The following is a 16,465-nucleotide window of genomic DNA, read 5'->3' as shown; positions in this document are numbered from 1 at the left end:
GTCGGTTTTATTTAAGTTGAAATTCGGGTTGTCTGGTAAGGTGTCTTATAAGCAGATGAACCTGGGAGGGAACCTCTTGGCTTACGCTTAAAATCCATAACGATTGTCCGCCGGGGATATAATCCGGGCCATAATAATCTTCCGGTACATCTTCTATTTTAAATGCCGACATGGCATTGTCAAAATCCTGTTGGGTAAACATTCCCTTGGGCGTAATTTTGTCTACGATAGCCCTTACAACAATCTCTGGGTTACTTGTATTGCTGTTGGCGGGTCCAACGGCGTCCATGGCAAATGTCCTGAATTGTTCAGGGTTGTCTTGGTAAAAACCATCTACAATGGTCTCCATGGTAAGCCAACGGCCAATCATGAAATTGGTATTGATCCAGTCCCTGTTTCGTTGCCATCCGGCAACATCAAAAGGATCAAAAAGATCTTGCCCCAGCATTCCACTATAATTTATGGCACTTCCAATAGTAGTGTCGTTATATGCAAAGCCAGTTTCTTTAGTGATGTTAAGGTATAAATCGAACGGACTTTTAATGATAACACCTATGGCTTCATCGTCAAAAAAGTGTTGACTTTTAAAGAGTTGGCGTAATACTGGTGCCAAATCAAAATCGCTGCTGATAAAGGTTGCGGTTAAGCCGTCAATAATGGTCTTTGCATTGTTGGCTTCATCTGTAGCATCCGGGTGTACAAAAAATTCGTATAATTTTTTACAGATGAAATAGCCTATTTCGTTACCTCTTTCTTCAAAAAGAATATCGATAACGTCATCATATCCCCAATTTCCAGTGCGCCCAAAAATTGTTTTACTTTCGGTATTGAATTTGGAAGCATCGAACACTACCTGTTCACAGCCTAGTTCCCCTCTTTCAACATAACCGGAAATGGCCTTGGCGGTTTCAATGATATCCTGTTCAGTATATCCATTTCCTTCGCCTAAGGTAAAAAGCTCATAAAGTTCACGGGCATAATTCTCATTGGGGTTGTTACCATTGTTGTACACGCCGTCCAAATAGTAGAGCATGGCACTGGTAAGGCCGATTTCGCTGACAAAGGTTTTGAAATTGCCAATAGCATTGCGCTGTAGACAGTTGATATAATGATAAAGGAAAGAATTACAATTGTATACGTCCAGTTCTGTTACAAAATGATTGCTCCAAAAAAAACTAAGACGATCTCGAAGATTATTGTCAAGTAAGGAATTGGTATAGGCCAACTTGAATTCTTCTTGTTGCGACCTCATTAATTGTCCACGCAGGTCATCGTCTTCAGGATAATTGCTATTGTTCCAGTCTGCCCAGAGTGGGGCAGCCAAGGGGGGCATATTTTGCGCTTCGAGAATAAGGGAATCAACCAAATTGCCGGCGGTTTGGCCAATAGCTTGATTAATCGTCTGAACGGAGGCGCTAAAACCCAATCTTCTATATAGATGTTGAGCCCTTTGACCATCCAATGGGGTGGTATAGGGGGCCAAACTAGAAGTATTACAGTTTATGAAAAATTCCATAATTTATTCCGCATTTGATAGGTTACTAGTAAGGGGTCATTGCATAACGCAGATTTTAATAAGAAATTATCGCTCTTACAAAATATTCGCTATAATGCATAACAAATTACGTGGTTTATAGAAATTTGGACGACAGTATGTTAGGTTTTTCGACAAAATGCACGTTTTTTGGTAAATAGAATTGAAAAGGCATGGCAAAGCATAACGAATTTGGGAAAAAGGGAGAGCAATTGGCGGTCGACTATTTAACTGAAAATGGCTATAAGGTAGTTCATAGGAATTATAGGTATTTGAAAGCAGAGATCGATATAATTGCAAGAAAAGGGGATATTTTGGCCATTGTTGAAGTAAAATCGCGTAGCTCTGACTACATGCAACCAATTGCCGACACGGTTACCGAAAAGAAAATAAAACTCTTGGTCTCGGCGGCCGATCATTATATTATAAGCAAGGATCTTGATGTGGAGGCCAGGTTCGATATCATTACCATTCATAAAAAAGGGACAAATTTTGGCATAGAACATTTGGAAAATGCGTTTTATCACTTTTAATTATTTGTTTTATTTGTAACAATTTGTTATTTTTACCAAAAGTTTAAGAAAATGAAGACTATTTCATCGGTCGTGGAAGACTACATTAAAAAGAAACCATTTTTGCAAAGTGCTTTGGCTCAAGGTATTATAAACTTAACGTCGCTTTCTAGAATCGTAAAACCGGAAATAGAAAGTGAGTTGGGGAAGGATATTCGGAACGGCGCTATTGTAATGGCCTTAAAACGACTTTCCGATGATTTGGAGTTCCGTGCTACCCATAAAATTATTAAGGTTTTAAAAAATATAGGAGAAATCACGGTAAGGTCATCATTGACCGATTTCACCTTTTTGGTATCCGAATCCATTTTGGAAAATCAGACTGTTTTGTTGAATGAGGTAAATAGGAATAAGGATGTTTTCTATACTTCGTCAAGAGGGGTCAACGAACTTAATATCGTTGTCAGCAATATATTGGACGAGGCAGTGGAAGAGTTGTTTAAGAACGAGAAATGTACGCAAAAGGCCGAAAACCTTTCCTCGATTACCGTAAAGTTGCCGGCGGAAAACGTTTCCGTACCCGGTATCTATTATTTTATTTTTCAACGTTTGGCATGGGAGGGTATCGTTCTATACGAAGTGATATCTACAACCAATGAATTTACCATCATCGTAAACGATGAGCAGGTAGATGTGGCCTTTAAGACTATTAAGGACCTTAAAACCTTGTAATGTGGGAAAGTAACAATGGACCAATTAATAAGTGTAGCAATTGGTTAATGTGAAAATTTACCAAGTGTTTAGTGGAGTAATTTTTCAATATCTTAATAGGTAAATAGGGTAATCTTAAAACACAATTACTCCAATTGCAGTGTGTTATTTCTCCTCTTTTAAAAATTTCACGACCCCTATGTAATCCTCCGGTCTGGCAACTATGCGCTTTTCGTTGTCCAAAATATAAAAGGTGGGGGTTTGATGAATATCATAAATATCCGCATACGGACTTTCCCATTTCCCCAAGGCAATGCCGTGAATAAAGTCCGGGAGTTTAGCCGATTCCTTTTTCCAAGTTACATCATCATCCTCTAGGCCAATGGCCAGGACCTTTGTGCTGGATATGTCCTTTAAAGCCTTATGAAATTCAGGAAGTTGCTGTAGGCAGTGCGAACAGGTACTGCTCCAAAAAACAATAACATAATTTTTTGCTCCGGAAAGACCACTAAGTTTTTTGGTATTACTGCCATCATTCCATGTAATTTCAGGAGCTACAGCTCCCATTCGAAGGCGATTTTGGATTTCGATCTTTTTTATTAATTCGGATTTATTGGTTTCGGTTGCCAGGGATTTTAGATAATAATCGTAAATAAAATCGGCCACTTTATTTAAATTATCATTGGACGCCTGTGTCCATAAACTGTTGAATAACTGCACCTTGTTGGTGGCGCTTACATCATCCAGTAATTGGGCAAGTTCCTTAACATTCTCTATTATTTCCGGCTCCTTTTCTTTAGAGGCAATTTGATGATGGGGCAGGGCCGTAAATACGTAATTAACCACTTTGTCCTTTAAAAAGTCCGATCCCTGTAGTACATGATCGTTAAAGTCCAAGGCATCAAAATAGTGTTCCCTTTTATGTTTCACATAGGTTGCAACATCTTCATAATCCGAAGGGATATAAGGCCTATTTGCCGAAATAAAATGTCCGCTTAACAAACCCTGAGATTGGGTTTCGAATGATTGTTGCACAGCGGCCAATTTCTTGTTCAGGTTTAAAAGTAGGCTTCGGTCCTTCTTTTGTTCCGAATAAAATTGAGCAATTTGTTTCTCCAACCCATGTATTTCATTAAAGTACCTGGTATATAGCAGGTTTTCGGTGGAGGATGTAAAAGACAGGCCTTTTTGGGAATCAAAGGAGAGTGCAATATCTTCCTTGCCGTTATAGATAAAATCAAAATAGAACTCCTCCTGTGGCACTGCATATACCAGCCTATACATGCCGGGTTGGGCATTGGCCGGAATATCTAAGGAGAAAGTCCCGTTCTTAACAGCCGTGTCGACGATATAATTCTGATGGTCAGGATTTAATTTGTAGGCAATTAACCATTTGTATTCGTCGGCCGGGGATAAACTTCCCGAAACGCTGTGTTGGGCTTCCGAAAATAGAGTAAAACATAGGATTAATACGAAAAATGTGTTTTTTGGATTCATCTATATAGGGGCTTTTTTTATGGTACTGTTATTCCTGTTTTAGGGATAACTGAATTAAATGGTTGCATTGATTTATAGGCCTTATCTATAGAATTAATATGTTCAAAGACCAACAATAAACGCAAACCATTGCGGGTCTGCTTTTCCTTTAATTTTGCCAGGTTGGGATGGCTTTGAACAAATTGCAATACGGCCGTAAAGGAACTGCTTTGGTAAAAATCGGATTGCTGGTCGGCTATAAAATAGCCGATCATTTTGCCCTTCTTCATCACTATTTTCTCCAGACCTATACTATTGGCGATCCATTTAATTCGGACCGAATTCAATAAATCCTCGGCCTGGGTTGGTAGTCCCCCAAATCTGTCTATTAATTCCGTCTCAAATTTTTGTAAACCTTCCTCATCTGAAACCTGGTTCAGTTCGGTATAGAGATTTAAGCGTTCCGTAATATTGTTGATATAATCATCAGGGAATAGCAATTCAAAATCGGAATCTATTTGAGTTTCCTTGACAAATATTTTTTGTTTACCGCCAACTTCCTCATACAGTTCCTTGAATTCGTTTTCCTTAAGTTCGTCTATGGCTTCGGCCAATATTTTTTGATAGGCATCAAAACCAATTTCATTGATAAAACCACTTTGTTCGCCTCCAAGCAAATCCCCGGCACCCCTAATTTCCAAATCTTTCATTGCAATATTGAAACCGCTGCCCAGATCCGTAAATTGCTCCAAGGCCTGAATTCTTTTCCTTGCATCGTTGGTCATTACATCATAGGGTGGGGTAATAAAGTAACAGAAAGCCTTTTTATTGCTTCGCCCAACACGCCCCCTCATTTGATGCAGGTCGCTAAGACCAAAATTATTGGCATTGTTAATAAAAATGGTGTTGGCGTTGGTAACATCCAGACCGCTTTCCACAATGGTCGTAGAAATCAGTACATCGAACTCTCCGTTCATAAAGGCCAGCATAAGGGTTTCCAATTTTTTACCTTCCATTTGTCCGTGGCCGATACCAATTCTGGCATCCGGCACCAACCTTTGGATCATTCCGGCAACTTCTTTGATATTTTCAATTCTATTGTGGATAAAGAAGACTTGTCCGCCCCGTTGGATTTCGTAGGAAATAGCATCGCGAATGGTTTCTTCGTTAAATCGGATTACCTCGCTTTCTATAGGGTATCTATTGGGCGGTGCCGTATTGATGACCGATAGGTCCCTAGCTGCCATTAAACTGAATTGAAGCGTTCTTGGGATTGGTGTTGCGGTAAGCGTAAGGACATCTACGTTCTCTTTAATGGCTTTTAATTTGTCCTTGACCGATACCCCAAATTTCTGTTCCTCATCCACTACTAACAAACCTAGGTCTTTGAACTTTACGTTCTTGTTTACCAACTGATGGGTGCCAATGATGATATCTACCTTGCCGGCAGCCAGGTTTTCCAAGGTCTCTTTTTTCTCCTTGGCCGTCCTAAACCGATTTAAGTAATCTACAGTAACCGGCATATCTTTCAAACGCTCCGAAAAGGTCCGGTGGTGTTGAAAAGCCAAAATGGTCGTAGGAACCAATACGGCTACCTGCTTGCCGTTGTCCACAGCTTTAAATGCAGCTCTAATGGCCACCTCCGTTTTGCCAAAACCTACATCCCCACAAACGAGTCGGTCCATAGGTCTTTCGCTTTCCATGTCCTTTTTGATATCTTCAGTAGACTTGCTTTGATCCGGGGTATCTTCGTAAATAAACGAAGCCTCCAATTCCAGCTGTAAGTAGCTGTCAGGGCCATATTGAAAGCCTTTTTCCAATCTGCGCTTGGCATAGAGCTGTATAAGGTCGAAGGCAATTTTTTTAACGCGCGATTTTGCCTTGTCCTTGATTTTTTTCCATGCTCCGGAACCAAGTTTGTATATTTTTGGGGGAGCACCGTCCTTCCCATTGAACTTCGAAATTTTGTGCAGGGAATGTATGCTGACATAAAGAATGTCCCTTTCGCCGTACATCAGTTTTATGGCTTCCTGTTTCTTGCCTTCTACATCTATTTTTTGGAGGCCTCCAAATTTTCCAATTCCGTGGTCTATATGGGTAACATAGTCCCCAATTTCCAATTTGTTCAGGTCCTTTAAGGTTATGGCCTGTTTTTTGGCATAGCCATTTTTTAAATGGAATTTTAAGTAGCGCTCAAAAATCTGATGGTCCGTATAACACGCAATCTTTAAATCGTGGTCCAAAAAACCTTGATAAAGGGGGAGGACAATGGTCTTATAATGGACTTCCTTTCCTACCTCATCAAAAATATCGTGAAATCGTTTGGCCTGTTGGTCGGTGGCGCAAAAGAGATAATTAGTAAACCCGTTTTTGTAATTATCGTTGAGGTTTTCGATTAATAAATCGAATTTTTTATTGAAGGATGGTTGTGGTTTTGTATTAAAAACGATGGTTTCCGGATCACCCGAAGCTTTAGTGCTACCATCGATCTCCACTAGGCCAAAACCGGCCAGCTCTTGTTTTAATAAAACGGAATTGGTAAACAATTCCTGGGGTTTGGAATGCTTTATTTCTTTGGACAGTTTGGTAAATGCCACTTCTGCTTTCTCAAAAAATGAATCCAACCTAGCGTATAACAAGCTCAGGTTTTTACTAAAAATCAGGGTGTTTGGCGATATGTACTTAAGAAAGCTTTCCCGGTTTTCGTCCAGGAACTTGTTTTCCACGTTGGGGATGATGGTGATCTTATTCACCTTTTGGGTAGACAATTGGGTTTCAACGTCAAAGGTTCTGATACTGTCTACCTCGTCCCCAAAGAATTCAATTCTATAAGGTTCATCGTGAGAAAAAGAAAATACGTCCATTATGCCACCGCGAACCGAGAATTCACCTGGTTCGGTAACAAAATCGACCCTTTTAAACTTGTATTCGAACAACACTTCATTTAAAAAATCGAGGGAAAGAGTATCGTCCAATTTAATTTTTAGGGTATTTTTCTCCAGTTCCTTTCTGGTCACCACTTTCTCAAAAAGTGCATCGGCATAGGTAACGATGATGGCGGGTTTTTTCTTGGAGTTGATACGGTTCAGTACTTCTGCACGCAAAAGCACGTTGGCATTATCTGTTTCCTCAATCTGGTAGGGCCTTCTGTAACTACCGGGATAAAATAGGACATCATTATCTCCTATGAGTTGCTCTAAGTCGTTCAGATAATAAGCGGCTTCCTCCTTATCGTTCAAAATAAACAAAAATGGAGCTTCGGATTTATGGAAGATTTCTGCAATAACGAAGGACAGGGCAGACCCTGTTAGGCCTTTTATATTCGTTTTTGGTCTGGATGTCGCAGCGGCATTTTCTTGGAAACTGGCAATAGTAGCCCTCAGTTTTCCCAGTTGGGGAGACTGTGCGAACAGTTGTAACATTGAAGATTTTGTCAACCGTAAATTTTTATGCAAATATAAACCTTGATTATCCTTTTTACAAAAGATGATAAGGATTTAAAAAATGAATGTGTCCTAATTCACCAATTCTATAATCTTAGAGACCGTTTCTTCATTGTTAATTCCCAAGCCTTCCTGTTGATATGCCAATTCCCCTCCTTGATCAAAAACGCTGATGATGTTGGAATGCGAGAAATCCATAGGGGATATTTTTTTATAACTTACCGCCAATACCGCTGAAAATTCCCTGGTGTCCTCTTCGGAGCCCCTTAGAAATACCCATTTTTCAGTATCCATTTGGTTTTCCTTTGCGAATTCCTTAAGGCGTTGGGGGGTATCGGTTTGTGGGTCGATGCTTACGAAAACAAGCGTAACATTGTCTTTCTTATCGGCAGGGATCTGCTCTTCTATGCCACGCATATCGGCGACCAATCTGGGGCAGGCCGTTTGACAGGAGGTATAGATCATGACCATGACCAAGACATCCCCTTGCAAGGCTTTAAGTTGTATTTCCTCATTGTTCTGATTGGTCCATTTGGATGGAAGATTATAAATGGATAGCTCCGAGATTTCCCCCTTTTTTTTGTTGTTTAGGGCCAGTGGCTGAAGTTCCATTTTGCAAACACTGCAAGTACCTGGTTGATCGTAGGTCTTGCCACCTTCGCAATGCATGGGACATTGGTATTTTTCCGCCGTTGTTTTGTCGGAATTCTTGGTGTTACACGCTATCAGATTGATGAGCATAAGGCATAACAATCCGGTATTGAGAATTTTTTTCATATCCTTAATAAGTTAGGTTTTTATTATTCGATTCTGTTGTTTGTACACATCGGAATCCTAAGTTGCGTATGGCGTAATTTGCTTTTAAGCTTCCTCTAAATGCATAGCGCATAAAGGCGGCATAGTTCATTAAGTCCGATGCTCCAACAGCAGCACTACCACAAAAAAGATTACTGTCTTTATCCACATCTTTTCTGGATTCACCGGAAATAAGGACCGAATTGAAATCCATGGTCCATTCCCAAACAAGTCCATGCAGATCATAAATTCCCCAGTAATTTTTAAAGGTGGAACCTATGGAATTATTAAATGTTTTAGGAGCTTCGTACCAGTCCAATATAAGTTGATTGTAGGTTTCCTTTGTACGGGCGTCCGGATTATTTTGATCGGCCATGGCTGCATATTCCCATTCATCTACGGTTGGCAATCTTTTACCTTGGCATTCACAGTATTTCTTGGCTGCAAACCAAGAAACGTTGGTAACCGCAGCATCGGCGGCCAACTGGCTGCCATAGGAGTCATCATCCTCCCAATTCACTAAATAATTACCATCTGCAAACAATTTCTTGACCTTGCTTTTTTTCCATTCAGGATATTCCTGTACAAACTTTAAGTACTCCTTGTTTGTTACGGGGTATACGTCCATAGTAAATTCATCTACGGTGACCGCGGTTGAGTCTACTCCGTAAAGTGGAATATAAGTCCCTCCTTTTACGCTAACCATTTGCTCCGATTGTGCAAAATTGCTAATGCTGCTAATAATGCCTAAAAGGGTAAGTGCTAATTTAAAGAAGGGACCCATAATTGTCTTTTTGTTTTTTAATTTTATTTGTTTCTTACGCTTTTGACCATAGCCGGGGTTACATCCTTTTTGGAATTACCCCAACTATTGTAAACATAGGTAAGTACATTGGCCACCTCTTCATCTGATAAGGTCTGTGCTGTCATTACACTATTATACTTTTGTCCGTTTACAGTTATTTCACCTGTTTTACCATGTAAAACAATGTCAATGGCGCGATTAACATCGGCGTTTAAGTAATCCGAATTGGCCAAAGGAGGAAATGCATTGGCAATTCCTTGTCCCTCTCCCTGGTGACAGGCAAAACAGGTCTGCATATAGGTAGCTTTACCAAAGGTCATTTTTTCTTCCATAGATTTGGCAGGGATTTCAGATTCCACAACTCCGTTTGTAGACGGCATTTTTTGAATTCCACTACCTTCAGGCAGGTAAATACCGTCTTCCAGTTCACCGGAATAGATGGTCTTGTTTTTCTCACCTTCTACTTTAAGCATTCCCAGGGCTCCCTTATTAAAGGCCCTGAATATGGAATGGTCTACTAGGATAAAAGTGCCTGGCACATCAACCTTAAATTCCACGATAGCCGCTCCTCCTGCTGGGATTAGGGTGGTTTGCACATTTTCATTGATCATATCGCCACCTTCTACATGTACTTTGTCGAATATTTCACCAATAACATGAAAGGAAGATACTAGGTTGGGCCCACCATTGCCCACGAATAAACGAACGGTTTCGCCTACTTTGGCGGTAATGGCATTGTCTCCTGTCAAGGCTCCCATTTTTCCATTAAATACTACATAATCTGCCTTTTCATCCACTGCTTTTTGCATATCAAAAGGCTGTAAACCTCTTTCTCCATTGGCACCTTTGGTGTAAAAATCGCCTTGCATAATGTAATATTCCTTATCTACCAAGGGCAAGCCTCCTTCTGGTTCTACCAATATCAACCCGTACATTCCGTTGGCAATGTGCATCCCTACCGGGGCAGTGGCACAGTGGTACACATAAAGGCCGGGATTTAGGGTTTTAAAGGAAAAAACCTTTTCGTGACCAGGTGCTACAAAGGAGGACTCTGCGCCCCCGCCCGGACCGGTAACTGCATGCAGGTCGATATTGTGTGGCAATTTATTTTCAGGGTGATTTTTTAGGTGAAATTCAACTTCATCCCCAACTCTTGTTCTTATAAAACTGCCCGGTACCGAACCACCAAAGGTCCAGTATACATACCGCACCCCATTGGTCATTTCTCCTTCCTGTTCCAAGATTTCCATATCTACCTTTAGCAGTTTCGCTTTTCTATCCCCAACAGGTGTAGGGACATGCGGAGGTGCCGTTAATTCTGCGATCATTTCGCGATTTGCAGGGATGTCTGCGGTGCTTTCATAAACAATCTTTTCTTTTTTGGCACATGAGAGGATAAGGCTGCCCATTCCTGCCATCAATACGAGAAGGAGGAATATTTTTTTTGTCGATTTTGCATTCATAATGTTTTGTTTTGGTTGCATATTGAAAAATAAAGGACTTTTTTGTCCTTTATAGGGGCAAAAATAATTGCCATTGATAAATAAAAACATGACAGTTGTCATGTTTAAAATTAAGTACTGAACTTAGGTGTTTTACAAGGGTCAATTGCAAATACTAAATTATGCTGGGTGTATAAAAATACCAGTCCTAATGCTAATTAGGACATTGTTTTTGATTGAAGTTGTCCTATGAAATTTTTTAGGTCCATTGTAGTTGAGACCTCTATGGCCAGTGAAAGCCCAAAGAATAATTTATTTTGCGATATAGAACATGCATGACGGCGGACTGGGTTTAAAAAGTTGTTAACCTTTATAATCCATATAAATGTGGTCTTCCCAAGATCATAATTACAAATTCCTTAAAAAATGAAGTTTTTAATTCGGAAAAGTTCACGATATTGATGCCTGCAAATTGAAATTAAGTGTATAGGTCATAAAAAAATATTAATATGAAAATCTGTACTTTACCTTGTAAACCTAGCTGAATTCAATATTAGCGGATTCATAAAAACCAAAAGACCAATGGAAAAAGATGACAAGAAAAAGCTGCGAAGCAGCAACTGGTTTGGCCGTACAGGTAAAGACGGATTTATCTATAGGGCCTGGATGAAGAACCAGGGAATACCGGATTACGAGTTTAACAACAAACCGGTAATTGGCATCTGTAATACCTGGTCAGAGCTTACTCCCTGTAACGGGCATTTTAGGGAGCTGGCAGAATCCGTGAAAAAAGGCATTTGGGAGGCCGGGGGATTCCCAGTGGAATTTCCGGTAATGTCCTTGGGGGAAACCATTATGAAACCAACGGCCATGCTTTATAGAAATTTGGCAAGTATGGATGTGGAGGAGAGCATACGTGCAAATCCTTTGGACGGTGTTGTCTTGCTATGTGGTTGCGACAAGACCACCCCTTCCTTGGTAATGGGGGCCTGTAGTGTGGATATCCCGACCATAGTGGTGTCGGGAGGTCCTATGCTTACGGGAAAGTACAGGGGGAAAAATATTGGCACCAGCGATATTTGGCGCTATCATGACGATGTTAGGGAAGGAAAACTTGAGAATGCCGAGTTGCGGAATATAGAAGCGGCCATGTGCAGAAGTGACGGACACTGTGCCGTTATGGGTACGGCATCATCCATGGCGTGTATGGTGGAGGCACTGGGACTTAGTTTACCCGAAAATGCTGCTATCCCTGCAGCCGATGCCCGAAGAAAAGTATTGGCACAGTTGAGCGGAATCCGAATAGTTGAAATGGTGAAGGAAGATCTTAAACTATCTGATATTTTGACCATTAAGGCCTTTGAAAATGCCATTAAGGTCAATGCGGCCATAGGAGGCTCCACAAACTTTGTGATCCATCTTTTGGCCATAGCTGGAAGAATTGGTGTCCCTTTAAAGCTGGAAGATTTTAATAGGCTTTCGGCCAATATTCCCCTTATTGCCAATTTGCAACCTTCAGGCAAGCATTTTATGGAGGATTTATTTTATGCCGGTGGCTTGCCTGCAGTGCTGAAGGAACTAAAAGACATCCTCAACAATGATGTAATTACCGTAAATGGTAAAACTGTTGGGGAGAATTATCAGAAAGCGCAAAATTATGACAATGACGTCATAGGAAGTGTGGGCCGGCCCTTTAACGATGCAACAGGTTTGGCCATCCTTAGTGGCAACCTTGCCGAAAATGGAGCAGTAATAAAACCCTCGGCGGCAAGTGCCCACTTAATGAAACATACTGGCAAGGCCGTAGTCTTTGAGAATATTGAGGATTACAAGGCCAGGATAGATACAGACGCTTTGGAAGTGGATGAAAGCTGTATTTTGGTGCTAAAGAATGTAGGTCCCAGGGGATACCCGGGAATGCCAGAAGTTGGGAATATGGGCCTCCCCAAAAAACTTTTGGAAAAAGAAGTCAAGGATATGGTCCGTATTTCGGATGGCCGTATGAGTGGAACCGGTTTTGGAACAGTGGTATTACATGTATCCCCAGAAGCCGCCATGGGTGGAAATTTTTCGGTGATAGAAAATGGGGACATGATCAGTTTGGATGTGCAGAATCGAAGTCTGACCGTAGCCATCTCGGATGAGGAATTGGAAAAGCGTAAGAAAAACAGAAAAGTAATTCCTCCTATCGTTGACCGAGGCTATGTTAATTTATATGTAAACCATGTGCAGCAAGCCCATTTGGGAGCGGACATGGATTTTTTAAGGGGAAAATCCGGGAGCGAGGTCACTAGGGATTCCCATTAAATCGAATACCTTCTATTATGGATTTTAAGGATAAAGTTGCGATTGTTACAGGAGCCGGGCAGGGTATTGGCCTGGAAATCTGTAGGCAGTTGGTGGCCCATGGGGCCAATGTTATTTTGAATGATTTGGATGCCGTTCTCGCTGAGGAGGCAGTTGTAAAAATGGACCGGAAGAATGGAAAATGTATTCCTTTTGCAGGTGATTCAGGGGATATAGCGGTCATAAAACAAATGGTGGATAAGGCGGTTGAAGAATTTGGAAAATTGGATATAGTGGTAGCCAATGCGGGGATTACCCTCTTTGGGGAATTCCTTAGCTATCCGCCGGAATCTTTTTTTGAGGTGATGAAAGTTAATTTGGGCGGGAGTTTCTTTTTGGCCCAAGCAGCGGCGAATCAAATGAAAAAGCAAGGTTTTGGCGGGTCTATCCTTTTTATGTCCTCGGTAACAGGGCATCAGGCACATGAAAATTTAGCGGCCTACGGGATGAGCAAGGCCGCATTGGAAATGTTGGCCAAGAACTTGGTCATAGAGCTATCGCCCTATAAAATAAATATCAATACGGTAGCCCCGGGAGCCACCCTTACCGAGAGGACCCTGAGGGATAAAGACTATTTCGGAACCTGGGAAAATATTACGCCCTTGGGTAGACCGGCATCTGTCAATGATATAGCCCAGGCTGTTTTGTTCTTAGTTTCCGATAATTCCAAACACATAACGGGACAAAGTTTGGTGATCGATGGGGGTTGGACATCGGTGAGCCCTTCTCCCTATAAAAATTAATGGGCTCATTGAATATTCATGATGCCTGCGGTAACCAATAAATTATAATAGATTCTAAAAGATATGGGTCCAGAAGTTGTTAGTGGAATTATATGCGAATTGGGGGAAGGTCCGCTTTGGGATGACTCCAAAAAACAGATATGTTGGGTAGATATTTTAAATGGAAATATCCATGAATGGTCTCCAAAAACCGGTACTTCCAATACCATTTCGGTAGGCCAAATGATCGGCGCTATGGCGATTTCTGACAATGGGAATTACCTTGCTGCCATGAAGGACGGATTCGGCTATGTAAACCGGAAAACTGGGAAAGTCGATATGATAACCAATCCGGAGAAAGATTTGCCGGAAAACAGGTTTAATGATGGGAAATGTGATCCTGTAGGTCGATTTTGGGCAGGGACCATGCCCATTGCAGAAGATAAATCTTCTGGTAGCCTTTATGTGCTGGATGCTTCATTAAATGTTGGGAAAAAGGAATCCAATATTAGCATTTCCAACGGTCTGGCTTGGAGTTTGGATCATAAAACATTGTACTTCATAGATTCCCCGACCCGCAAAGTTGTAGCTTACGATTACGATAAGGCCAGTGGGGAATTGGCCAACAAAAGAACGGTCATCACTATTGCCGTGGAAGACGGCTTTCCGGATGGGATGACCATAGATAACGAGGGAATGATATGGGTAGCTCATTGGGGAGGATGGCAGGTAGCCCGCTACGACCCTGGAACCGGAAAAAAATTATTGTCCATTACCATGCCGGTTGCCCAAGTTACTTCTTGCGCCTTTGGGGGTGAGACCATGGAAGATCTGTATATAACTTCTGCCAAGAAGGGGCTTAGTGAATTGGAACTGAAGAAACAGCCCTTGGCAGGGTCTTTATTTGTAGTCAGGAATTGTGGCCATAAAGGACTCCCTGCTTATCAATTTAAGAGTTCAACCTAATATAAGTTTCATTCATATCTATCTACGAAAATTGCGAATAATATAAACCAACGAAACCAAATTAAGTTAGAATGAAAGGATTGGACACATTGGATTGGGTGGTGATCAGCGCCTATTTTGTGATATTGCTTGGGGTTGCCTGGTGGGTAATAAAACAAAAACAAAAGAATACGGAGGACTACTTTTTGGCCGGACGAAACATTGGATGGTTTATGGTAGGAGCTTCAATTTTTGCCTCCAACATAGGGTCTGAGCATGTAGTGGGATTGGCGGGCAATGGTGCTGGGGATAAAATGCCATTATTGATTTATGAGCTCCATGCCTGGATAGTTTTAATGTTGGGCTGGGTTTTTCTGCCTTTTTACGCCAGGAGTGGTGTATTTACCATGCCGGAATTTTTGGAAAAGCGTTTCGATGCCCGCTCTAGATGGGTACTTTCCATTGTTTCTTTAATCGCTTATATACTTACCAAAGTATCCGTAACCATATACGCCGGTGGGGTAGTGGTATCTGCCCTTTTGGGAATTCCTTTTTGGGTCGGTGCGGTTGCAACTGTTGCGCTTACAGGACTATACACTATTTTAGGAGGAATGCGGGCCGTGGTGTATACAGAGACCATACAGGCAATAGTTTTGGTCCTTGGTGCCGGAATCTTGAGTTTTATGGGGCTTGAAGCTGTCGGTGGTTGGGGGGAGCTGAAGGAAACCATAGGAGTGGATTATTTTAATATGTGGCGACCCAATTCGGACCCGGATTATCCCTGGTTGCCCCTTTTTCTGACCAGTACCATTGTGGGAATCTGGTATTGGTGTACCGATCAGGTAATCGTACAACGGGTCCTTACTGCCAAAAGTATCAAGGCAGGTAGGCGTGGAAGTATTTTTGGGGCACTTCTAAAACTGATGCCCGTTTTTCTATTTCTAATACCGGGAGTAGTCGCCTTGGGACTTAAAATGCAGGGGAAATTGCATTGGGACAATCCTGATGAGGCCTTTCCCGTACTAATGAGCAACCTTTTGCCTTCCGGCTTACGTGGATTGGTAGCCGCAGGATTGCTGGCTGCCCTTATGAGTTCCTTGGCTTCCGTGTTTAATTCCTGTTCCACCTTGTTTACCCTGGATATTTATAAAAAATTGAAGCCCAATAAACCTGAGGAGGAATTGGTGAAAACCGGAAGAACCGCCACTTTTTTTGTAGTAGGTTTGGGTCTACTGTGGATTCCGGTAATAACAAGACTTTCTGATGGATTATACGAATACCTGCAGAATGTGCAGGCCTATATTTCCCCGCCGATTACTGCGGTATTTCTTTTAGGGATTTTTTATAAGCGAATTAATGCCAATGGGGCCATAGCTACCTTGGTAGGCGGATTGATCATAGGGTTTTCCAAACTGACCTTGGAAATTATGAAATCCAGTTTTTCCGAAGGAAGCTTTCTTTTTAACCTCGCCGACGTGAACTGGTTGGTATTTGCAGCCTATTTCTTTGCCCTCTGTGTGGCCATAGCAGTGATTGTAAGTATGTTTTATCCGGCCCCCTCTGAGGCGCAATTGTCCGGACTAACCTTTGGAACGGTTACGGAAAAACAAAAGGCTGACAACAAGTCGAGCTATACTATTTGGGATATAGTAGCATCGGTTTTGGTGGTGCTCATTGTGCTATATATCATGATATCGTTTAGTACGCTATCTTTGTAATGAATGTTGGAACAAT

12 protein-coding genes are annotated in these 16,465 nt (G+C 41.5%); 6 read left to right on the top strand and 6 right to left on the bottom strand.

The genetic code is table 11. The features are described 5' to 3' along the window. Nucleotides 1-7: 7 nt before the first annotated feature. Entirely contained in the window at nucleotides 8-1,516 is a 1,509-nt protein-coding gene (locus LV92_RS12455) for a DUF1800 domain-containing protein (RefSeq protein ID WP_111623967.1), read from the bottom strand. A gap of 191 nt (nucleotides 1,517-1,707) precedes the next feature. Between LV92_RS12455 and LV92_RS12450 the strand changes: the two genes are divergently transcribed. Both LV92_RS12450 and LV92_RS12445 read left to right on the top strand, forming a co-directional pair. Then, a complete protein-coding gene (locus LV92_RS12450; RefSeq protein WP_111623966.1) occupies nucleotides 1,708-2,067 on the top strand; it encodes a YraN family protein in 360 nt (119 codons plus the stop codon). Nucleotides 2,068-2,118: 51 nt separating this feature from the next. After that, nucleotides 2,119-2,778, top strand: a complete 660-nt coding sequence (locus LV92_RS12445) for an aspartate kinase (RefSeq protein ID WP_031442049.1) — start codon at nucleotides 2,119-2,121, stop codon at nucleotides 2,776-2,778. Nucleotides 2,779-2,922: 144 nt separating this feature from the next. On the opposite strand, the gene LV92_RS12440 is transcribed toward LV92_RS12445, so the two are convergent. The 5 genes from LV92_RS12440 to nirK all read right to left on the bottom strand — a co-directional run bounded on the left by LV92_RS12440 (nucleotide 2,923) and on the right by nirK (nucleotide 10,739). Beyond that, on the bottom strand, nucleotides 2,923-4,254 hold the full coding sequence (locus LV92_RS12440; protein ID WP_111623965.1) for a redoxin domain-containing protein: 1,332 nt from the start codon (nucleotides 4,252-4,254) through the stop codon (nucleotides 2,923-2,925). A 17-nt stretch (nucleotides 4,255-4,271) separates the two neighbouring features. Continuing rightward, the gene (gene mfd / locus LV92_RS12435; protein WP_394336265.1) at nucleotides 4,272-7,655 is read right to left on the bottom strand and encodes a transcription-repair coupling factor; all 3,384 of its coding nucleotides are present in this window, start codon (nucleotides 7,653-7,655) and stop codon (nucleotides 4,272-4,274) included. A gap of 93 nt (nucleotides 7,656-7,748) precedes the next feature. Further along, nucleotides 7,749-8,453, bottom strand: a complete 705-nt coding sequence (locus LV92_RS12430) for an SCO family protein (protein ID WP_111623963.1) — start codon at nucleotides 8,451-8,453, stop codon at nucleotides 7,749-7,751. A gap of 4 nt (nucleotides 8,454-8,457) precedes the next feature. Beyond that, on the bottom strand, nucleotides 8,458-9,255 hold the full coding sequence (locus tag LV92_RS12425; protein ID WP_394336264.1) for a formylglycine-generating enzyme family protein: 798 nt from the start codon (nucleotides 9,253-9,255) through the stop codon (nucleotides 8,458-8,460). Between the two features lie 23 nt (nucleotides 9,256-9,278). Beyond that, entirely contained in the window at nucleotides 9,279-10,739 is a 1,461-nt protein-coding gene (nirK, locus tag LV92_RS12420; RefSeq protein WP_211322969.1) for a copper-containing nitrite reductase, read from the bottom strand. Nucleotides 10,740-11,300: 561 nt separating this feature from the next. Here nirK and LV92_RS12415 point away from each other — a divergent pair. The 4 genes from LV92_RS12415 (at nucleotide 11,301) to LV92_RS12400 (ending at nucleotide 16,449) form a co-directional block, all read left to right on the top strand. Further along, a complete protein-coding gene (locus LV92_RS12415) occupies nucleotides 11,301-13,025 on the top strand; it encodes an IlvD/Edd family dehydratase (protein ID WP_111623962.1) in 1,725 nt (574 codons plus the stop codon). A gap of 17 nt (nucleotides 13,026-13,042) precedes the next feature. Next, the gene (locus LV92_RS12410; RefSeq protein WP_111623961.1) at nucleotides 13,043-13,807 is read left to right on the top strand and encodes an SDR family NAD(P)-dependent oxidoreductase; all 765 of its coding nucleotides are present in this window, start codon (nucleotides 13,043-13,045) and stop codon (nucleotides 13,805-13,807) included. 63 nt (nucleotides 13,808-13,870) lie between these two features. Then, nucleotides 13,871-14,752, top strand: coding sequence for an SMP-30/gluconolactonase/LRE family protein (locus LV92_RS12405; protein WP_111623960.1), 882 nt, complete (start codon nucleotides 13,871-13,873; stop codon nucleotides 14,750-14,752). 71 nt (nucleotides 14,753-14,823) lie between these two features. Further along, the gene (locus tag LV92_RS12400) at nucleotides 14,824-16,449 is read left to right on the top strand and encodes a sodium:solute symporter (RefSeq protein WP_111623959.1); all 1,626 of its coding nucleotides are present in this window, start codon (nucleotides 14,824-14,826) and stop codon (nucleotides 16,447-16,449) included. Nucleotides 16,450-16,465: the final 16 nt, after the last annotated feature.

It is taken from the genome of Arenibacter echinorum, from assembly GCF_003259375.1.
GTDB classification, from domain to species: Bacteria; Bacteroidota; Bacteroidia; order Flavobacteriales; family Flavobacteriaceae; genus Arenibacter; species Arenibacter echinorum.
This window is presented reverse-complemented; position numbering and strand designations above follow the sequence as displayed.